General features: G+C 64.9%; 20 protein-coding genes. 12 read left to right on the top strand and 8 right to left on the bottom strand.

Annotated features, from left to right (window positions below; genetic code table 11):
- The first annotated feature begins 43 nt into the window (after positions 1 to 43).
- From cobS to KFF05_06200, 5 genes are all read left to right on the top strand, one after another.
- The gene (gene cobS / locus KFF05_06220; protein ID UTW52952.1) at positions 44 to 1,051 is read left to right on the top strand and encodes a cobaltochelatase subunit CobS; all 1,008 of its coding nucleotides are present in this window, start codon (positions 44 to 46) and stop codon (positions 1,049 to 1,051) included.
- Positions 1,052 to 1,103: 52 nt separating this feature from the next.
- Positions 1,104 to 2,972, top strand: a complete 1,869-nt coding sequence (gene cobT / locus KFF05_06215) for a cobaltochelatase subunit CobT (protein ID UTW52951.1) — start codon at positions 1,104 to 1,106, stop codon at positions 2,970 to 2,972.
- 149 nt (positions 2,973 to 3,121) lie between these two features.
- Complete coding sequence (locus KFF05_06210) at positions 3,122 to 3,820, top strand: hypothetical protein (GenBank protein ID UTW52950.1); 699 nt, start codon at positions 3,122 to 3,124, stop codon at positions 3,818 to 3,820.
- Between the two features lie 121 nt (positions 3,821 to 3,941).
- Complete coding sequence (locus tag KFF05_06205; protein ID UTW52949.1) at positions 3,942 to 4,211, top strand: hypothetical protein; 270 nt, start codon at positions 3,942 to 3,944, stop codon at positions 4,209 to 4,211.
- An 83-nt stretch (positions 4,212 to 4,294) separates the two neighbouring features.
- Positions 4,295 to 5,281 (top strand): esterase-like activity of phytase family protein, encoded by a 987-nt coding sequence (locus tag KFF05_06200; GenBank protein ID UTW52948.1) that lies wholly within the window; start codon positions 4,295 to 4,297, stop codon positions 5,279 to 5,281.
- A 6-nt stretch (positions 5,282 to 5,287) separates the two neighbouring features.
- Here KFF05_06200 and KFF05_06195 read toward each other — a convergent pair whose 3' ends face one another.
- The 4 genes from KFF05_06195 to rpmB all read right to left on the bottom strand — a co-directional run bounded on the left by KFF05_06195 (position 5,288) and on the right by rpmB (position 9,519).
- Complete coding sequence (locus KFF05_06195; GenBank protein ID UTW52947.1) at positions 5,288 to 6,610, bottom strand: (Fe-S)-binding protein; 1,323 nt, start codon at positions 6,608 to 6,610, stop codon at positions 5,288 to 5,290.
- Between the two features lie 116 nt (positions 6,611 to 6,726).
- Positions 6,727 to 8,418: a tetratricopeptide repeat protein gene (locus KFF05_06190; protein UTW52946.1), complete on the bottom strand. Its 1,692-nt coding sequence runs from the start codon at positions 8,416 to 8,418 to the stop codon at positions 6,727 to 6,729.
- 101 nt (positions 8,419 to 8,519) lie between these two features.
- Entirely contained in the window at positions 8,520 to 9,104 is a 585-nt protein-coding gene (locus tag KFF05_06185) for a GNAT family N-acetyltransferase (GenBank protein ID UTW53603.1), read from the bottom strand.
- 124 nt (positions 9,105 to 9,228) lie between these two features.
- The gene (gene rpmB / locus KFF05_06180; protein UTW52945.1) at positions 9,229 to 9,519 is read right to left on the bottom strand and encodes a 50S ribosomal protein L28; all 291 of its coding nucleotides are present in this window, start codon (positions 9,517 to 9,519) and stop codon (positions 9,229 to 9,231) included.
- 221 nt (positions 9,520 to 9,740) lie between these two features.
- Between rpmB and bioB the strand changes: the two genes are divergently transcribed.
- From bioB to bioD, 4 genes are read left to right on the top strand one after another with little or no spacing between them, the layout of a single operon-like run.
- Positions 9,741 to 10,745 (top strand): biotin synthase BioB, encoded by a 1,005-nt coding sequence (gene bioB / locus KFF05_06175; GenBank protein UTW52944.1) that lies wholly within the window; start codon positions 9,741 to 9,743, stop codon positions 10,743 to 10,745.
- Positions 10,742 to 12,043 carry an adenosylmethionine--8-amino-7-oxononanoate transaminase gene (locus KFF05_06170; GenBank protein UTW52943.1) on the top strand — a complete coding sequence of 434 codons (1,302 nt, stop codon included), beginning with the start codon at positions 10,742 to 10,744 and terminating at the stop codon, positions 12,041 to 12,043. Before bioB ends, KFF05_06170 begins: the two co-directional genes overlap by 4 nt.
- A 4-nt stretch (positions 12,044 to 12,047) precedes the next feature.
- Positions 12,048 to 13,232, top strand: a complete 1,185-nt coding sequence (gene bioF / locus KFF05_06165) for an 8-amino-7-oxononanoate synthase (GenBank protein ID UTW52942.1) — start codon at positions 12,048 to 12,050, stop codon at positions 13,230 to 13,232.
- Positions 13,214 to 13,855, top strand: coding sequence for a dethiobiotin synthase (gene bioD, locus KFF05_06160; GenBank protein ID UTW53602.1), 642 nt, complete (start codon positions 13,214 to 13,216; stop codon positions 13,853 to 13,855). The genes bioF and bioD overlap by 19 nt, the downstream gene beginning before the upstream one ends.
- A gap of 143 nt (positions 13,856 to 13,998) precedes the next feature.
- On the opposite strand, the gene KFF05_06155 is transcribed toward bioD, so the two are convergent.
- Both KFF05_06155 and KFF05_06150 read right to left on the bottom strand, forming a co-directional pair.
- Positions 13,999 to 15,219 carry an NADP-dependent isocitrate dehydrogenase gene (locus tag KFF05_06155; GenBank protein UTW52941.1) on the bottom strand — a complete coding sequence of 407 codons (1,221 nt, stop codon included), beginning with the start codon at positions 15,217 to 15,219 and terminating at the stop codon, positions 13,999 to 14,001.
- 109 nt (positions 15,220 to 15,328) lie between these two features.
- A complete protein-coding gene (locus KFF05_06150; GenBank protein ID UTW52940.1) occupies positions 15,329 to 15,913 on the bottom strand; it encodes a TIGR00730 family Rossman fold protein in 585 nt (194 codons plus the stop codon).
- A 167-nt stretch (positions 15,914 to 16,080) separates the two neighbouring features.
- Here KFF05_06150 and KFF05_06145 point away from each other — a divergent pair, with 167 nt between their 5' ends.
- The gene (locus KFF05_06145) at positions 16,081 to 16,551 is read left to right on the top strand and encodes a cytochrome c (protein UTW52939.1); all 471 of its coding nucleotides are present in this window, start codon (positions 16,081 to 16,083) and stop codon (positions 16,549 to 16,551) included.
- A 52-nt stretch (positions 16,552 to 16,603) separates the two neighbouring features.
- Here the strand turns inward: KFF05_06145 and KFF05_06140 are convergent, their stop codons facing one another.
- Positions 16,604 to 17,305: a cytochrome b/b6 domain-containing protein gene (locus tag KFF05_06140; protein UTW52938.1), complete on the bottom strand. Its 702-nt coding sequence runs from the start codon at positions 17,303 to 17,305 to the stop codon at positions 16,604 to 16,606.
- Between the two features lie 232 nt (positions 17,306 to 17,537).
- Between KFF05_06140 and KFF05_06135 the strand changes: the two genes are divergently transcribed.
- On the top strand, positions 17,538 to 18,512 hold the full coding sequence (locus KFF05_06135) for a LysM peptidoglycan-binding domain-containing protein (protein UTW52937.1): 975 nt from the start codon (positions 17,538 to 17,540) through the stop codon (positions 18,510 to 18,512).
- Positions 18,513 to 18,525: 13 nt separating this feature from the next.
- Here KFF05_06135 and KFF05_06130 read toward each other — a convergent pair whose 3' ends face one another.
- Positions 18,526 to 19,050 carry a hypothetical protein gene (locus KFF05_06130; GenBank protein UTW52936.1) on the bottom strand — a complete coding sequence of 175 codons (525 nt, stop codon included), beginning with the start codon at positions 19,048 to 19,050 and terminating at the stop codon, positions 18,526 to 18,528.
- Positions 19,051 to 19,225: 175 nt separating this feature from the next.
- Here KFF05_06130 and KFF05_06125 point away from each other — a divergent pair, with 175 nt between their 5' ends.
- Positions 19,226 to 19,945, top strand: coding sequence for a phosphatidylserine decarboxylase (locus KFF05_06125; GenBank protein UTW52935.1), 720 nt, complete (start codon positions 19,226 to 19,228; stop codon positions 19,943 to 19,945).

The following is a 19,945-nucleotide window of genomic DNA, read 5'->3' as shown; positions in this document are numbered from 1 at the left end:
CCCCGCGTCCGTCGGGGCGGCCTCAAGAAACTGGAACATTTGCATGACAACTCTGGAATCGACCGCCACCCCCGGGATCGATGCGGCCCATCAGGTGCCGGACGTCACCGTCTCCGTGCGCCAGACCTTCGGCATCGACAGCGACATGGAAGTCCCGGCCTTCTCCGAAGCCGAGGAACATGTCCCCGAACGCGACGAAGCCTACCGCTTCGACCGCGAAACGACGCTCGCGATCCTGGCCGGCTTTGCCTACAACCGGCGCGTCATGATTCAGGGCTATCACGGCACGGGTAAGTCGACCCATATCGAACAGGTCGCGTCGCGCCTCAATTGGCCGTGCATCCGGGTTAACCTGGACAGCCACATTTCCCGTATCGACCTTATCGGCAAGGACGCCATTGTCCTGCGCGACGGCAAGCAGGTCACCGAATTCCGCGAAGGCATCCTGCCCTGGGCGCTGCGCAATCCGACGGCCCTGGTGTTCGACGAATATGATGCCGGCCGCCCGGACGTGATGTTCGTGATCCAGCGTGTGCTGGAAGTCGACGGCAAACTGACGTTGCTGGACCAGAACCAGGTCATCAAGCCCCATCCCTATTTCCGCCTGTTCTCGACCGCCAATACGGTCGGCCTCGGCGATACCACGGGCCTGTACCACGGCACCCAGCAGATCAACCAGGGTCAGATGGACCGCTGGAGCATCGTGTCGACCCTCAATTACCTGCCCCATGACGAGGAAGTTGAAATCGTCTGCGCCAAGGTGCCGGACTATGCCTCCAAACAAGGCAAGGAACAGGTCAGCGCCATGGTCGAACTGGCCGACCTGACCCGTTCGGGCTTCATGAACGGCGACATTTCGACCGTCATGTCACCGCGTACGGTCATCACCTGGGCTGAAAACGCCCGTATCTTCAATGACGCGGGCTATGCCTTCCGGGTGACGTTCCTCAACAAGTGCGACGAAATCGAACGCCCGGTCGTGGCAGAATACTATCAGCGCTGCATGGGCGAGGAACTTCCCGATTCCGCCATGCGCGCGGTGCTGCAATAGGACACCCACGCCCGTCCGGGCCGTATCCGGACGGGAATCGGGGCCATAGGACATGAACAATTCGGAACGCCCGGCAGATCTTCTGAAACGCGTCACGGCGGCCGCGGTCAAGGCGATGTCCAATCGCCCAGAGCTTGAGGTTCATTTTCAGGCCTCTGGCGCTTCGGCCACCGAAGAAGCCGTCAACCTGCCCGCCCCTTCCGGCCCGCCCAGCGCCGAAGGCATCACCAAACTGCGTGGCGTCGCCGATGCCTTGGCATTGCGGTTGCGCTATCACGATGCCGACGTCCATCGCCGCATGGCGCCCACGGGTCCCGACGGGCACGCCGTGTTCGAAGCCCTGGAACAGGCGCGCTGCGAAAGCCTTGGTGCCCAACGCATGGTCGGTGTCGCCGGCAACCTGGACTTTCTGTTGGCGGAAAAATGCCGCGCCAAGGGCTATGGCGGCGTGACCGAACGCGAAGACGCCATGCTGCCCGAGGTTCTCGGCCTGCTGGCCCGTGAACGCCTGCCCGGCCAAAACCTGCCCGCGGAAGCCAAGCATATCGTCGATCTGTGGCGCGACGAGTTGAACCGCAAGGTCGGCCCGCAGCTTGCCGAACTCGAAAAGAACGCCCTGGATCAGGAAGCCTACGGCAACCTGGTGCGCGAGATGATCGTCGCCCTCGACATGATGACCGACGCACCGGCACCTTCGGAGCCCGAGAATCAGCAGGATTCCGCGGATGACGACGCCGAACAGGGGCAGGACCAGAACCAGAACCCGGATGCCGACATGGACACCGACGGCTCGCTGTCCAGCGAATCAGGCGAGGCGGAAATGTCCGACGACATGGAGTTTTCGACCGAAGGGTTCGACGACGACGTGATGTCCGGCGACGGCGAGGAAGAACCCGCCGGACCGACCGATTGGGACGACCGCTGGCCGCGCAACGCACCCGACGACCTGGCACTCTACAAGGCCTTCACCCAGGCCTATGACGAAGTTGTCGAGGCGGAAGAGCTTTGCGATTCCGAGGAACTGACCCGCCTGCGCGCACAGTTGGATCAGCAGCTGTCACATCTGCAGGGCGTGGTTGCGCGCCTCGCCAACCGTCTGCAACGAAAATTGATGGCCAAGCAGACCCGGTCCTGGGACTTCGACCTGGAAGAAGGGGTCCTGGACGCCGCCCGCCTGTCCAGGGTCGTGACCGACCCCCTGCACCCACTGTCGTTCAAGCAGGAACAGGATACGGATTTCCGCGATACGGTCGTCGGCCTGTTGATCGACAATTCGGGATCCATGCGCGGCCGACCCATCACCGTCGCCGCCATGAGCGCCGACATCCTGGCCCGCACGCTGGAACGCTGCGGGGTCAAGGTCGAGATCATGGGCTTCACCACGCGCTCATGGAAGGGCGGGCAGTCCCGCGAAGACTGGGTCGAAAAGGGCAAGCCCAAGAACCCTGGCCGCCTCAACGATCTGCGTCATATCGTCTACAAGGCCGCCGACATGCCCTGGCGCCGTGCCCGGCGCAACCTGGGACTGATGCTGCGCGAGGGGCTGCTCAAGGAAAACATCGACGGCGAGGCCCTGATGTGGGCCCACAACCGCCTGTTGGGCCGCCCAGAACAGCGGCGCATCCTGATGGTGATTTCCGACGGTGCGCCGGTCGATGACGCGACCCTGTCCGCCAACCCAGGCAACTATCTGGAAAAACATCTGCGCGACGTCATCAGCTTCATCGAAAACAAGTCCGACGTGGAACTGACCGCCATCGGCATCGGCCATGACGTGACCCGCTATTATCGCCGCGCCGTGACCATCGTCGATGCCGAGGAACTGGGCGGCACCATGATGGCCAATCTGGCCGAACTGTTCGACGAGGATAATCCGGCCGCAGGTTCCGGCGCTGCCCGCGGCCGCCGCCGGGCGGGGTGACCGCTTCGGCCCGCCGCCGCGGACCGCCCCTCCCGTCCTCCAGACGGTTTCCCCTTCTGGCCGCCCTTGCCGCCACCCTGTTTATCCTGACCGCCCCGACCCCGGGATGGGCGCAGAACCTTGTTGATACGGTCTGGCGTCTCCGGCCCATGACCCTGGCCGCCCTGCGCGAGGCGCACCGGGGCATCGACCTGGTCGGCATGCAGTTGCCGCCCAAGGCTGATTTCGACATTCCGCTGGCCGATCCCGCCGCCACGGTGGCCAAGATCAAGGCGGCTGTCGACCGCGTTCTGCAGGCGTCGCCCGTCGCCGCCAGGGGCTTCGAGACCCTGTCCAGCGCCGGTCAAATCCGCATCATCTACGACGCCGCCTTTCCTGAACGCTCATTGTCCAGGGTCATCGTCGCCGCCTTCCTGGTCGGCGAATTTCAGCCCCAGGACGGCAAGCGCGACTTCACGGTCATCGTCAGCCGCTTCGGCGCCAACTGGCCGGTGGACGAACTGGCGGCGGTGCTGGTGCACGAACTGATCGGCCACGGCCTGCAGCGCCTCAAGAACCGCTTCGGCCACGACCGGCCCATCGACCTGGAGTGCGAGGCGCGCCTGTGGCAGCAGCTGTACATCACCGACGCCGGCATGCCCCAGGACACCCAGGAGATGGTCGCCTTCCGCCGGACCACGGACCGCCGCGTGTGCCACGATTTCCGCCGCTACGTCCGCCACATCCGCCCCGACCTGATGCAGAAATGGGATTCCGGCCGCTTCCTGATGTCCCAGATCATCGACCTGTTCGACGACTACTACGTGACGATCCGCAAGGGCCGAAAGAAGCTCAAGCAGAAGCCCTAACGCCTGCCGCACGAGCTTGGGGGGTCATCAAGGGTTCACAAAGGCCCTGTAAGATCAGGACCATGAGCCTGACGCCCCGCCCCGTCCGATCCCGCCTACCCTGCCGAAAAGGACCACCGCCATGGGCTGGCTGCTGACCCTGATGCTCACCGTGCCGCAGGTCGACGGCACGGTCCAGGTTGAGATGTGGTTTTCCCGCGAATCCTACTGCACCTTCGCCCAGGCTAAGTTCACCGAACAGCCCATGTACAACCTGACAGAAGGGGCGGTACGAAGGGCGGTCACCGTGACGGACAGCAGCTGCCGCGAACTGGGGCCGGAGGAAGCAAACCGCGTTCCGTCCCATATGCGTGCCCGCAAGACCACGCCGGAAGCCGATACTGGATTCTGAGCTATCACTACCTGCGCTGGACAACGCCCGCCCGTCCCCCCATCCTGAACAAAATGACCTTTTGGGAGAGGACCTCGCCCGCCATGCACCGTCGCATCGCCCGAACCGCCCACCGCGTCCTGGCCGGGGTCGGCCTTCTGCTTCTGGCTGGCCACGGCCCGGCAGCCGCCGACACCGTCGACGTTCAGTCCATCCCTGTCCCCTTGAACGCCGAGAATCCAGAACAGAAGGTCATCGGCAAGCTGACCTATCGGGGCGGGGCTGAACTGCTCAGCCGGTCCGACCGTTTCGGCGGGTTTTCCGCCCTGGGCCTCAGCGCCGACGGCAAGCGCCTGGTCGCGCTGACGGACGAAGGCAACCGTCTGGACGCTCATCTGGTCTATGACCCCGACGGCAACCTGCGCGGCCTTGCCAATACGGAAATCTTCACCCTGACGGGTCCCGGCGGAATCCCCTTGATCGACAAGTCCATGGCCGATGCGGAATCCATGGCGCCGGGCGTTGACGGCGAGATCATCATTGCCTTCGAACGCATTCACCGGCTTTGGGCCTATCCGCCGAACCAGACCGAACCAAGTCCCCTGCCCCTGCCCGCCGAGATGAAAAACGCCCCCGACAACCACGGGATCGAGGCCCTGACCCTGCTGAACGACGGCAGCCTTTTCGCCATCGCCGAAGGCAAGGGCCGCGGCGGCACCTATCTGGCCTGGGTCAGCAATCCGAAGGGATGGAGCGTGCTGATCTACCGGACCGAGGACAATTACCGCCCGACCGGCGCCGCGACCCTGCCCGGCGGCGACGTGGTGGTGGTCGAACGCTATTTCACCCCGCGCGAAGGGGCCCGGTCGCGCCTCCGCCGCATCAAGGCCAGCGGCATCCGCGCCGGCGCCGAAGTGTCCGGGGAATTGCTGGCCGATATCCGCGCCCCCCCGACGGTCGATAATTTCGAAGGCATCGAGGCCGTCAAGGGCCCCAAGGGAGAAACCCTGCTGTTCCTGATTTCCGACAACAACTTCAACCGCTTCGGGCCGCAGCGGACGCTGCTGATGATGTTCGAGTTGACGGACTGACCGGCGTCATTCCGCCGGATGTAGGGCCCGGTCCGGCGGCAGCTTCTGTTCGCCTAGGATGTCGGAAAGGATCACCGCCCGGACCTCGTCCGCGTCCAGGCCGTGGAGCGCGATCATGTCCTGTGCGTCGGCCAGGATTTCGTCGGCATCCTGCATCAGCTTCATGCGCTTGAACAGGTCGGGATGACGCAGGCCCAGGCTTTCCCCGATCAGTTCCATGTAATTGACGATCTCGAACGGCCATTCGTTCTGATGGCTGACCAACTCCCGGTGGTCGGCGTGAAACACCCCGGCCAGGACCTGCACGCTCTTGGCCTCGGCCTGACGGAAGGTGCCGGCGATATGGCGTTTCTGAAGGTCCGGCATCGCATCGAGGGAAGTCAATTGATAGCCGACCCCAGGGTGTTCCAGGTCGACAAGCTCCAGCCCCGGGATGGCGCCCAACAGCACCTTCACCGCATCGACCACGCCGGGTGATCCCGGATATTCATGAAGGGCCACGCGCTTGTTAACCGGCGTCGTCATCAGCGGGCGCAGGTCGTCCAGGCGGTCGGCCAGGAACACGGGCATCATGAGGTTGTCGAAGGGCTTGGGCTGGGCCGGCACGGCGGTCATGACCTCCGACATCTGCATCTGGCAGGTCGGGCACCAGGACACCACCTGGGCCGCCCCCGTGCTGGTGAACCGGTCCATGGTGCTGTTGATCTGGCGCCCGGAGTTGGCCGTGTCGCCGGGCCGGAACTGCAGGATACCGCAGCAGTTGGCGGGCCCACCGAATACTTCGTAGGACACATTCAGACGGTCCAGAATGTCCAGGCACAACAACCCGATGTGCGGCGTCTTCAGCATGTTGCAGCCGGTGTAGAATACGATGTCGGGTGGTGTGTCCCGTTCGGGATGGGATGCCGGGCTGAGCCGGTTCATGAGGTCCGGCGGCAGTTGCAGGCGCGACAGCACGCGCACACCCCGGCTCATCGCCTTGAAGGCAGCCTTGCCCGCATCCTTGCGTTCGGCCTCGGGTGCCGCCTCGGCCATCCGGCGCCGCGCCATGGCCAGCATGACCCGCGGGTTGATGCCTTCTTCGCAAACGCTCAGGCAATTGCCCGTGCCGCAGCAGGCATCGGCCCAGGCCGCCGAGACCGCGTCACCCTGGCCGTCCCGCAGGATGTCCCGGACCCCGTCCGCGACGGCTTCGCCGTCACCAGCGGTCAGCCCCAGGATTCCCGGCGTCGGGCAGGTCCGCACGCAGGCACCGCAGGCCGTGCAGGCGTCGGCGATGGCGCGCACCTGACCGTCCAATCTATCGATGAAGGTTTCCTGGCCGTCCATGGCTGTGCCTCCGAACGTAATACCTGGGTGAAAGCTAGCGGCGGCGCCCGGCCACGCGCAATGGAAGTATTGTCACCGGACAATCAAAGCGGGAGTTTATCAGACCCCTGGGGCCGTCAGTCCGCGGCCGCTTTCCCGGCTTCGGCGCGCTTGCGCATCGCCGCCGCCAGCTCGGAAAATCCGCTGGCCCGCAACAGGCGGGCATAGCCTGTCATCGTTTCGATGATGTCCGGATGACCTTCGGGCAGGTTTTTTTCACGCAAGGCCAGACAGCGTTCGTACATCCTGCCTGCCGGCTCGTACCGGCTTTGCCGCTGATACAGCCGCGCAAGCTTGTACAGCATGGCGGCGACATCGGGGTGATCCGGCCCAAGCGAGCGTTCCAGAGCTTCCAGTTCCGCCAGATAGGCCTGTTCCGTGTCAGCCAGACGCGGCGTGTCCGGATAAATCGGCCCCATGTTGCGCTTGGCCTCCCCCAACCGCACCCCAAGGACGGGATGGCGTTTCTCAAGGGCCTTGCGCTGGGCGATTTGCTCTGGCGTTTCCTCGGCAACGGCGCGGACCAGCAACTCGGGCGGGGCCGCCGGATCAGCGGCAAGGGCACGGATGGCTGCCGTATCAACCGGCTGCCCCGCGATCTCGATCGGCCGGGAATTCCAAGACCGGGTCTCGGCAGGCGAAGTCTCGGCCACGACCGGCACCGTTTTCGCGTCAATTACCGGGGGCTCGGCAATTGCCGCAATTTCTTCCGGGGCGACGGTGTTCGGCCGGGCAATGGGTGGTGGCGCCCCCCGCAGGGGCAGGCCCGCGGCTTCCGGCGGACGGACACCTGCCAATGTCCGCGGCACGTCGACCGGCGGCGTTGCGGTCATCACCGCAGCCTCCGGCACGGCAGCTTCGGCCACCTCGACCGCCGGCGGCAGCGCGGATGGTGCTGGTGCCTGTACCGGTGAAACGGGCGTCCCCCGCAAGGGCACGAAGCTCCGCGCATTTGGCGCTGGCCGCGCGGCCGAAACAGCCGGCTCAGGCGGCGATACGGCCATCGGCAAGGCCGCCTCGGGCACGCTGACTTCGACCGCCGCGACGGCCGGCGGCAGCTTGGCAGCGGCGGCCGGAGGCGACGCGGCCGGAATGGGCGCCAGGACCTCGGCCGGGGGCGGTGGGGGCACCACCGCACCGGCAAGCCGGTAATGGGACAGCACCGGCGCCGACGGCACGGGTGGCGGCGGAACGGGCACGGGGACTGCCGCGGACTGGATGGGAGCGGGAACCGGCACGGAGGGTGAGACCGGAACTGGCACCGAATTCGGTGTGGTCAGGCGCGGCGGCGGCGGGCTCTTCACCCGGGCGGCGGCGGCTTCCTGAGCACGGCGCGTCGCCGCCTCCTGGCGGGCGTTGCCCGCCTCCGCCCCGGCCAGGGCCGTCCGGTAAATCGCGATCACGCCATGCCGGGCGTGACCCGTGTCATACAATGCCTCGGCGATGGTCAGGGCCTGACGGTAAAGGGCCGCCGCCTCGGCGAAGCGCTCCTGAGAAACGTAAAGCCCGCCCAGCCCTGCCATGGCGCGTTCCAGGTAGCCGCCCGCGCGGTCGAACCGTTCCGCCAGTTTCAGGGCCTCCAGATAATGATCCTCGGCCTCGGCGAGATTGCCCAGCATATGGGCGTGGTCCGCCGGATCCATTGCGGCCTGCCAGCGGTCCTGGTCGCTTTGCGCCTGCACCGCCGTCGGCGCAAGCAACAAGCCCGCCGCCAGGGCCCCGGCGGACAGGAACGCAATGATCGGTCGGATCGGTTTTTCTTGGGGCATCCCGGCCTCTTTGCCCGCGCCATGGGGGCGACGGTGAACAGGGCCGCATTGTTGCAGAATGCGGCCCTGGTTTCGAGGCCGGGCATGCGCCCTGAGCAGGCTCAGCCCAGGTTTTTCACCATCAGCAGCGCCCGCCCGTCATGCCGGATCAACGGATGCGGCACGATGTCGCGGCTATCCTTCACACGATAGCCCAGACGCTCGTACAGACGGACAGAATCCGTGTTCTCCTCGAACGCGATCAGCGACAACTTGGCGAGCCCCCGCGTCAATGCGCGCAGTTCGGCAAGGCGCAGCATCTTGGTGCCCATGCCCCGCCGCCGGTAATCGGCCTTCAGGGCGATGCCGGCAATGTAATAGCTGTCGTCTTCTTCCAGTTCCGCATAGGGACGCAGCACCGGATCGACCGAGGCCGGATCGAAATCCGGATCGGCATGCATGGGATAGGCATGCAGCAGACCGACCGGCAGCCCTCGGCATTCGGCGATGGCGCAGTTCTGATAGGAAAAATCCACGTCTTCCCGGGCATAGCGGCGGGCCCCGGCGTCGATAATATCCTGGCCCGGTTCTTTCAAGGCGTCCCAGATTACGTCTGCGACCCCGCCGGCGGCCAGGCGATAGAGTGCGGCGATCTCGCGCGCATCGGCCTGTTCGGCATCACGGAACAAAATCTGGGTCACGGACATATCGGTCATCGTCTGGGTCTCCTCTACCTTGACCGGGGCTGGATACGGCAAATTGAACAAAGAAAAAGGCCCGCGCCGTTGTGGGGCGCGGGCCTTTGCCGTCTGGCAAATTTGTATGGCTGGGCTACGCCGCTTTGACCTGCGCTTTCTTTACGAGCTTCTTAATTTTGACCATGGCGGGTGCCAGGTCAGCATCAGAAGCATCCAGCAGGAAGGCGTCCAGGCCGCCCTTGTGTTCGACAGTGCGGATCGCGCTGACCGACACTTTCAGACGCACCATGCGGCCGAGCGAATCGCTCCACAGGCTGGTTTCCTGCAGGTTCGGCAAAAACCGGCGGCGGGTCTTGTTATGGGCGTGGGACACGTTGTTCCCGGTGATGACACCTTTGCCCGTCAGATCGCAAACTCTGGACATGACTTCTACGTTCCTATGATCAGCTTTCGCTGGTAAATAAACCATTGGACGCGGGCCGGAGTCCGCGTCGGAGGCGGCTTTTTAAGGCAATCACCGCGCCCCGTCAACCAAAGCAAGACGCTTTGTGCTAAATTCCTTGACCAGGGGTTTTGGTCGGCATATCCCGGCCCGACCCCCGCGCCCAACCGGTCCGAACGCCCAGGAAGGCCCTGAACCTCATCATGAACGAAATGAATGCCCCCCTCAACGACGATCCGGCCGTCCGCTTTGATTGGACGACGGAGCAGGCTTTGGCCCTGTTCGCCCTGCCCTTTGCCGACCTGATTCACCGGGCGCAGACCCTGCACCGCCGTTATTTCGACCCCAACACCGTGCAGATGGCGTCGCTTTTGTCGGTCAAGACCGGCGGCTGTCCGGAAGACTGCGCTTATTGCCCCCAGGCGGCGCAATACGACACGGGCGTCGACGCGGCCAAGCTGATGGACGTGGACACGGTCCTGGCCGAGGCCAAGCGGGCCAAGGATGCGGGCGCCACCCGTTATTGCATGGGCGCTGCCTGGCGGTCGCCGAAGGACAAGGACCTGGACGCCGTCTGCAAGATGATCGAGGGCGTGCGCGGCATGGGCATGGAAGCATGCGCCACGCTCGGCATGCTGTCGCCGGAACAGGCCAAGCGGCTGTCCGACTCAGGGCTCGATTTCTACAATCACAACCTGGACACCTCGGAAAACTTCTATTCGGAAATCATCTCCACCCGCACCTATGCCGACCGCCTGAACACCCTTCAGGCCGTGCGCGACGCGGGCATCAAGGTGTGCTGCGGCGGCATTCTCGGCATGGGCGAGGCGGCCCAGGACCGGGCCGACATGCTGGTGACCCTGGCCAACCTGCGCCCCCACCCGGAAAGCGTGCCCATCAACATGCTGGTTCAGGTCGAAGGCACGCCGCTTGAAGGGCGTGACGCGCTGGATCCGCTGGATTTCGTGCGCACCATCGCCGTCGCCAAGATCATGATGCCGTCCTCGACCGTCAGGCTTTCCGCCGGGCGCGAGGAAATGTCGGACGAATTGCAGGCGCTGTGCTTCCTGGCCGGGGCCGGGTCGATCTTCGTCGGCCCCAAACTGCTGACCACGGCCAATCCGGAACAGGACCGGGATGCGGCCCTGTTCCGGCGCCTCGGCATCCACGGCAAAGACATCGGTCCGGTTTCGACCGACACCCTATGACCGCTGACGACACTGCCCCCGACTGGCTTCAGGCGGGCTACGACAGCATCTGGATGCCCTATACCCAGATGCAGACCGCCCCCCTGCCCCAGGCCGCCGTGGCGACCCAGGGATCACGCATCACGCTTGCCGACGGGCGGGAATTGATCGACGGCGTCGCCAGCTGGTGGGCCGCCTGTCACGGCTACAACCACCCGCATATCGTGGACGCCATCCAGGCCCAGGCTGCCAAGATTCCGCACGTCATGCTGGCGGGCCTGGCCAACGAGCCCGCGTTCACCCTGGCAGCCCGCCTGCCGAGCCTTCTGGACCTGCCTGGCTATCGCGCGTTCTTTTCCGAATCGGGATCCGTCGCAGTCGAGGTCGCGCTGAAAATCGCCGCCCAGTACTGGCACAACAAGGGCGAGACGGGTCGCAAGAAGTTCCTCAGCTTCCGCGGCGGCTACCACGGCGATACCTTCGCGACCATGGCGCTGTGCGATCCCGTCGACGGCTTCCACGCCGCCTTCAAGGGCGTGGTGCCGGGCCAGCTGATCGCCGATCTGCCCCGCGACGACGCGTCGGCGGCGGCGCTGGACGCCCTTCTGACCGCCGAGGCCGGCACCATTGCCGCCGTCGTGGTCGAGCCGATTGTCCAAGGTGCCGGCGGCATGAAATTCCATGCGCCCGACGTGCTTTTCCGCCTGCGCCGCCTATGTGACGCCCATGGCGTCCTGCTGGTGTTCGATGAAATCTTCTCCGGCCTCGGGCGTCTCGGCACCATGCTGGCCGGGCAGTTGGCGGACGTGAAGCCGGATATCCTGACCCTGTCCAAGACCCTGACCGGCGGCACCCTGCCGCTGTCCGCCACGCTGGCCTCCGAAGACGTCTTCGCCGCCTTCCAGTCGGACCGGCTGGAGGATTGCCTGATGCACGGGCCGACCTTCACCGGAAACGCCCTGGCCTGCGCCGCCGCCAATGCCTCCTTGGACCTGTTCGCAAGCGAAGGCCGCCTCGCCCAGGTCCAGGCCCTGGAACAGATGCTGGTCCCTGCCCTGGCCCCCTGCCGTGATATTCCCGGCGTGAAGGACGTACGCGGCCAAGGGGCCATCGGCGTGGTCGAACTGGACATCGGCGGGTTCGAGGAACTGACCTGGCTGCGCGGCCGGTTTATCGAGGAAGGGGTATTCATCCGCCCGTTCACCGACATCGTCTACCTGACCCCGGCCTACAACATCCCGGCGGATGACCTGGGACGGCTTTGTGATGCTATAATCAAGGTCGTCACCGGCTGGTCCGCCCGGTTCAAAAAGATATAGGCTCATGTCCCGCTCACTCGACGAATTCGCTCAGGGAAAGCTCACGGATCTGGAATCCAAGGGGCTGCGCCGCCGCCTGACGGTGACGGAACGCACGGGCGCCATCGAAGTGCTGCGCGGCGGCCGGCGGCTGGTCTCGTTCTCTTGCAACGATTATCTGAACCTCAGCCAGCATCCCGCCCTGAAACAGGCCGCCAAAGACGCCATCGACCGCATGGGTGTCGGCTCGGGCGCGTCGCGCCTGGTGACCGGCGACCATCCCCTGCTGCCGGAGCTTGAGGCCCGCCTCGCCCGCCTCAAGGGCACCGAGGATTGCTGCGTCATGGGTTCGGGCTTCCTGACCAATACGGGCGTGATCCCGACCCTGATGACCGAGGGCGATCTGGTCTTGGCCGATGAATGGAGCCATGCCTGCATCATCGTCGGCGGGCGCCTGTCGCGGGCCACGCAACACCTGTTCCACCACAATGATATGGACCACTTGCGGGAATTGCTGGAACAGCACCGGGGCAGCCACAAACGCTGTCTGATCGTCACCGACGGCGTGTTCTCCATGGACGGCGATCTGGCGCCGGTTCACGAAATGGCCGATCTGGCCCGGGAATTCGACGCCTGGCTGATGACCGACGACGCCCATGGCATCGGCGTGGTCGGCGCCGGCGGGCGGGGATCGACCTTCGCCGGCGGCACCAAGGCGGCGGTCGACCTGCAGATGGGCACGCTGTCCAAAGCCGTCGGCGGCTACGGCGGCTACCTCTGCGCATCCAAGGCGGTCATCGACCTGATGAAGACGCGCTGCCGTACCCTGATCTATTCCACGGGCCTGCCGCCCGCGACCGTGGCCGCCGCCATCGCGGCGCTCGACATCATCGAGGGCGACCCCGAATACGCCGCCCGGCCGGTGAAGAAGGCACGGCGCTTCACCCGGCGCCTGGGCCTGCCCGCCGCCGAAAGCCCCATCGTGCCCATTCTTCTGGGCGACAGTGCCCGCACCATGGCGGCGCAGAAGACGCTGGAGGACGCGGGCTACCTGGTCATCGGCATCCGCCCGCCAACGGTGCCGGAAGGCACGGCGCGCCTGCGCCTGACCTTCACCGCCCTGCACGCGGATGCGGACATCGACCGCCTTGCCGACCTGATCGCGGACAAGGTTCTTGTGGGAGACGAACCATTCAGGGCCTCTTCGTAACCTCGACCGGCACGGGCATCGGCAAGACGCACGTGGCTGCGGGTATGGTCCGGACCATGAAGGCCCAGGGCAAGCCCGTGCGCGCCGTGAAACCGGTGATCTCGGGCTGGGACGATGATCCGGAGGCCGTCGCGGCCTCGGACACCGGCATCCTGCTGGCGGCCCAGGGCCTGGATCTCAGCCCCGAAAACATCGTGGCCTGCTCCCCCTATCGCTTCAAGGCGCCGCTTTCGCCGGACATGGCGGCGGCCCGCGAAGGCACGGCCATCGATTTCAAACGGGTCGTCGGGTTCTGCCGCCATGCCGCCGAGGGCATGGGCGACAACGGCACGCTTCTGATCGAAGGCGTGGGCGGGGTCATGGTACCCCTGACGGAGGATAAGACGGTCCTGGATTGGATGGCCGCCCTGAGCCTGCCCGTGGTCCTGGTGACCGGCAGCTACCTGGGGACGATCTCACACACCCTGACCGCGGCCCTGGCGTTGCGCGAGAAACACATCAGCATTCGCAGTATCGTCATCAGCGAGTCCGAGGAAAGCCCCGTGCCCTGCGCGGAAACGGCGGAAGCGCTGATCCGGCACCTCGGCCCGACCCCCATCCGCATCGCAGCGCGGGAGCGGTGACGCAAAACTGCATGCCTTGACCACGAAAAAACCCGGGCCAAAGCCCGGGTTTTCCGTAATCAGTCTTCGTGGGGCCTGGGGGCGCGGCTTGGCCGACCCGGCCAACCCCAAGCCGCGCGTTTCCGCGTCGGCGAAGGGCTAAATTACCACTTCGCCATTTCGGTCTTCAGGTTGCCGTCCAGCACGTCCAGGAACTGCTGGGTCGTGCACCAGCCCTGATCGGGGCCGACGAGGATCGCGAGGTCCTTGGTCATGGAGCCGCTTTCCACCGTGTCGATGCAGACCTTTTCCAGAGCGTCGGCGAACTTCACCACCTCGGGCGTGCCGTCGAATTCGCCGCGGTACTTCAGGCCCTGGGTCCAGGCGAAGATCGAGGCGATCGGGTTGGTCGAGGTTTCCTTGCCCTGCTGGTGCAGGCGGTAGTGGCGGGTGACCGTGCCGTGGGCGGCCTCGGCCTCGACCGTCTTGCCGTCCGGCGTCATCAGCACGGAGGTCATCAGACCCAGCGAGCCGAAGCCCTGGGCCACGGTGTCGGACTGCACGTCACCGTCGTAGTTCTTACAGGCCCAGACAAAGCCGCCTTCCCACTTCATGGCGCAGGCGACCATGTCGTCGATCAGGCGGTGTTCATAGGTGATGCCTGCGGCCTTGAACTTGTCCTTGAATTCATTGTCGAAGACTTCCTGGAACAGGTCCATGAAGCGGCCGTCGTATTTCTTCAGGATCGTGTTCTTGGTCGACAGATAGCAGGGCCAGCCCAGGCCAAGGGCGTAGTTCATGGAGGCGCGGGCGAAACCGCGGATGCTTTCATCCAGGTTGTACATGGCCATGGCGACACCGGCTTCCGGCGCCTGGAACACTTCGCGTTCGATCACTTCGCCGCCGTCCGTGGGCTCGAACTTGATGGTCAACTTACCCGCACCGGGGAACAGGAAGTCGGTGGCGCGGTACTGGTCGCCGTAAGCATGACGGCCGATGACGATGGGCTTGGTCCAACCGGGAACCAAGCGCGGCACGTTCTTGCACACGATGGGCTGACGGAAAATGGTGCCGCCCAGGATGTTGCGGATGGTGCCGTTGGGTGAGCGCCACATCTGCTTCAGGCCGAATTCCTCGACCCGGCCTTCGTCCGGCGTGATGGTGGCGCATTTGACGCCAACGCCGTACTGCTTGATGGCGTTCGCGGAATCGATGGTGATCTGGTCGTCGGTCTCGTCGCGCTTTTGCACGGACAGATCGTAATATTTAAGATCAACGTCGAGGTAGGGGAGGATCAGCTTGTCCTTGATGAAGGCCCAGATGATCCGCGTCATCTCGTCGCCGTCTAGTTCCACGATCGGGGTTTTGACCTGAATTTTCGCCATCAGTTCGGTGCTCCGGTTGTCCTGCGATTGAAGTTGCGGCGCACATTATATCCTGCCCTCTTTCCCTGCAAGACGCAGGCGTGGCGAAATGTGCGGCGGGAAAAGGGGGTCAGAGGCGGGCCGAGACCGCCTTGGGCCCGGGCCGGGCGGCGGCATCAATCGCATCGAACACTTGTTCGGCGCTATCGACCACCGACCACAGGGTCTGGATGTCGCCATAAGCGAAGCCGCCCTTGACCACCGAAGTGAGCAGCGCCGACAGCGCTCCCCAATAACCGGCGGCGTCCAGGATCACGATCGGCTTGGTATGCAGGCCAAGCTGTTTCCAGGTCGCGACCTCGATGGTTTCATCCAGGGTGCCGAGCCCGCCCGGCAGGGCGACAAAGGCATCGGCCAATTCGAACATGCGCTGCTTGCGGCTGTGCATGCTGTCGGTGATGACCAGTTCGGTCAGATCGTCGCGCCCCACTTCGCGGCGGCGCAGGAAATCCGGGATCACGCCCGTGACCTGCCCCCCGGCGTCCAGCACCGCGTCGGCAATCACGCCCATCAGGCCGACATGCCCGCCGCCATAAACCAGACGGATGCCCTTCTCGGCCATCAAACGGCCGAGGGCCCGCGCGGCGTTTTCATAAGCCGGGTCGCTGCCCGTGCGCGAGCCGCAAAAGACACAGATGGCGGAAATATCGGACATCGAAGCGTTTTGATTCCGTTGAACTTTTCGTGACCTGGGAAGCTGGCCGTTCACAGGCGGCACCTGAGTGATTACAGTCTATTCAAGGTCCAGGCTGGCCCGGGGCAGTATATGCCAGACTAGGTCCGATTGGTGATACTCTTTTGTTTCAGAAGGATCGGCAAAAAATGCAGAAATTCAAGGCAATGACCCGAGGCATCCTGGCGGCGGCGGCCGTCGCGACGATGGCCGCGGCGGGTACGGCGCAGGCCAGTGACGGCGGCGAAATCAAATACCGCAAGGCGGTCATGAAGGCCGTCGGCGGGCACATGAACGCCCTGGTCGGCATCGTCAAGGGCGAGACCGCCAACAAAGCCGACATGGCCGCGCTGGCCAAGGGCATGCTGTCGCTTGCCAAAATCTCTCAGAACGTGTTCCCCAAGGGGTCCGACGCCATGGGCGGCGAAACGGACGCGCTTGCGAAAATCTGGGACGACCCGGCGGACTTCAAGAAGGTCAGCATGGCCTTTGTCGATCATGCGCAAAACCTGGTAACCGCCGCCGAATCGGGCGATCCCAAGGCCCTTGGCGCCGCCGTGGGTGCCCTCGGCAAGAACGCCTGCAAGGCCTGCCACGACAGCTACAAGAAAAAAGACTAAAGACTAAGGACGAAGGCAATAGCCGCCGGGACGGGACCCGTCCCGGCGCGCCTTACCAAATCGACAAAATCCAAGCCACGGGCGCGGCCGCCACGATGACCGCCACGGCCAGCCATACCCAGGGTGTCGGCCCGTCCGCAACCGCCGGATCGATGCCTGGCTTGACGCCTGTGATCATCGGTTTGACCAGGTTATCGCCCTTCCACCAATGCAGAGCGATGGCCGCCACATGGGCCGCCACCAGCACGTAGATCACGGTACTCATCAGATGATGGATGCCGGTCAGGCGGTCGCTGAGCGCCTTGCCCGCGTATTTGGCAAGCGGTCCTTCCAGAAAGATATCGTCGTTGGCGAACAGGCCCGTTCCCGCCTGCACGGCCAGGGCCGACAGGATCAACACCACGGACCAGCCGCCGAGCGGATTATGGCCCGCCGTATGAACGGTACGTCCCTTGAGGAAATCCACGGCATAGCGCGCCACCGTGACCGGCCCCTTGATGAAACTGGCAAAGCGCGCGTGACGCCCGCCGACCAGCCCCCAAAGCACGCGGAACAGCACCAAGCCCAGGACCACACAACCCGACACCACATGCAGGTCCATCTGCCACAGGCCGCCGGTCAGTCCGGTGGCGACCGACGTGACGACGGCCGCCAGCAAGGACCAGTGAAACAGGCGCACGGGCAGATCCCATACCCGCCCTCCAATGTTGTCCGCCCGGCCGGCGGCCCGGGTATTTGCGTCGTCTGATGCCAAGGGGAAATCTCCTTTGCTGTTACAGGAAAAATGATCCCTGACGCCGCTGCTGGCAAGACTTTGGGCCGCTGTTGGCCCGGTTTCGCCAGATGCCGATTGCGTTGGCGCGTTCGGGCGACTAATTGTGAAGGATCGAATTTGGGGGAAAATCGGGGAGTGCCGCCGTTTTGCGGCATCTGTGAACGCAATGTGGCGTAATCCACTTTTCATCGTCGGGATCGGAATGGTCGTGGTGGCGTTCGCCATCGTCGTCAACCTGACATCGCCCGACGACGGCAAGGACGACGATGCCGCCCGCCCGCCGGCGCAGGCCCTGACCGCCCCCGGCAAGGGCACACCGGCCCCGACGCCGGAACGCGCCGCCCGGACCGGCAACCCGAATCTGCCGACCTTCGACGTGGTCCGCGTCAGCCCCACGGGCGACACGGTCATCGCCGGCCGCGCCGCCCCCGGCGCCACGGTCATCATCAAGGACGGGCAGACCGAAATCGGCCGCATCACCGCCGACGACAAGGGCGAATGGGTTTATCTGCCGAGCGACCCGCTACCGCCGGGCAACCGTTATCTGTCCCTGGAAACCGTCGCCCCCGACGGCAGTATCCTGGCCTCGCCGGATGTCGTCGTCCTGGCCGTGCCGGAACGCACCGACACCGGCCCCCTGGTGGCCGAGGAACGGACCACGGAACCGCTCGCCATCCGGATGCCCCGCGAAGGCGAAGGGCCGAGCCGCCTGATCCAGGGCGACGGCCCGCAGAAGATCGAATTCGACATCAGCGCCGTCGACTACACCCCCCCCGGCCGGGTCATCATCAGCGGCCGCGCACCGGCCGGCGACAGCGTGACCCTATACATGGACGGCACGCCCCTGGGATCAGCCCAGGCCGACGCCCAAAACCGCTGGTCCCTGACCTTGAAAGACAAGGTGGCACCCGGCGTCCACAAGCTGAAGGCCGAACGCGTCAGCCCCGCGGGCAAGGTTCTGGGCCAAGTATCCATTCCCTTCCGTCAGGACGAGATCATGCCCAATCTGGCGGCCGGGCAGGTCGTCATCGTGCAGCCGGGCAATTCCCTGTGGCGGATCGCGCGGCGGGTCTACGGCGAAGGTGTGCAGTACACCATCATCTACCGCGCCAACAAACAGCAGATCGGCGATCCCGATCTGATCTATCCGGGCCAGGTTTTCCAGGTTCCCAAGCCGGCGAACTGACGCCGGACGACGTCTATTCGGCCGGAGACTGGGCCTCGGGCGCCGGCAGCAGGGCATAGACCGCCTTGCTTGCCCCCGCAATCAGCGCCAGCAGTTCCAGATAGGGCTTGGCCGACAGCAGGAACGCGACTGTCTTGGTCAGCAACGACTGCGGCGTCAGGGTTTCATCGAAATTGAATTCATCGAGGAACAGGATGCGCTGCTCCTGTGTGATGCTGATGCGCCCGCCAAGCGCGCGCCCCGCTTCGTGGACCACGGCCCGCATGTTGGTGCGCAGATCCGGCGCCTCCGCCGTATAGGGCAGATGGCCCAGCACCGCATGGATGCGCATGCGGGTGTGGCCGGGCGCGACCTCGGCCCGCACGGCGAACTGATAGCCCATGTAATTAAAGCTGAACCTGATCAGTCCGTCATTGTTCTTGCGGACAAGCTGGCCGTCACTGTCCAGCCCCATGGCGCCCAACGGCATGGCCGTGGCGGGCGTTGTGGCAGAGTCGACGAGGGCCTTGGTCTTTTCGGCGGAAGAGGCTGTAGCCACGGGTGTCTCCTGTCTGCTTGCCGGATTATCGTCTTTTTGCTTAGCCCCTGACAAGCACCCGCAATGCAGATCGCGGGTATTTCGACCGGGCATTCCGGGTAAAATATGCTATGTAGGGCGCCCGAACCGTCGGCCTTGCCGGTGGAACGATCGCAACTGACATCAACGGCGGCACATGAAACAGAATATCATCCTGGATACCGTCATGACCCCCATCCACAAGGCGGGCTGGCCGTTCATCGCCCTGTTCGCGGCGGTCACCATCGTCCTGTTCTTCATCGCCGAGGAACTGGGCTGGCTCGGCGTCATCCTGACCGCCTGGTGCGTCTATTTCTTCCGCGACCCGGACCGCATGACGCCCCTGGGCGACACTCTGGTCATTGCACCCGCCGACGGCGCCGTGCAGATGATCGATCGCGCGGCCCCGCCGCCAGAACTGGAAATGGGCGACGAGGAACGCACCCGCATCGCCATCTTCATGAATGTGTTCAACGTGCATGTGAACCGCACGCCCGTGTCGGGCAAGGTGGTCAAGCTCGCCTACCGGCCCGGCGCGTTCCTTGATGCCTCCCTGGACAAGGCCAGCGTGGAGAACGAACGCCAGAGCGTGCGCCTGAAGATCGCCGGCGTGAAAAGCCGGTCGCCGAAGAAGAACGAAATTGCCGTGGTGCAGATCGCCGGTCTGGTGGCGCGGCGCATCCTGTGCGATCTCAGCGAGGGCGACACGGTCAGTGCCGGCGAACGCTTCGGCCTGATTCGCTTCGGCTCCCGCGTCGATGTCTACCTGCCCGAGGGCTGCGAGCCCCTGGTTTCCGTCGGCCAGACATCCATCGCCGGCGAAACGGTGATCGCCGAAATCGGCGCCGAGAGCGCGCGCAAGGCCCAGCGCCGCTAA

The organism is bacterium SCSIO 12827, from assembly GCA_024397995.1.
In the GTDB taxonomy this organism is placed as follows: Bacteria; Pseudomonadota; Alphaproteobacteria; order Rhodospirillales; family Casp-alpha2; genus UBA1479.
Note: the sequence above shows the minus strand (reverse complement) of the source record. Positions and strands in the feature narration are given on the sequence as shown.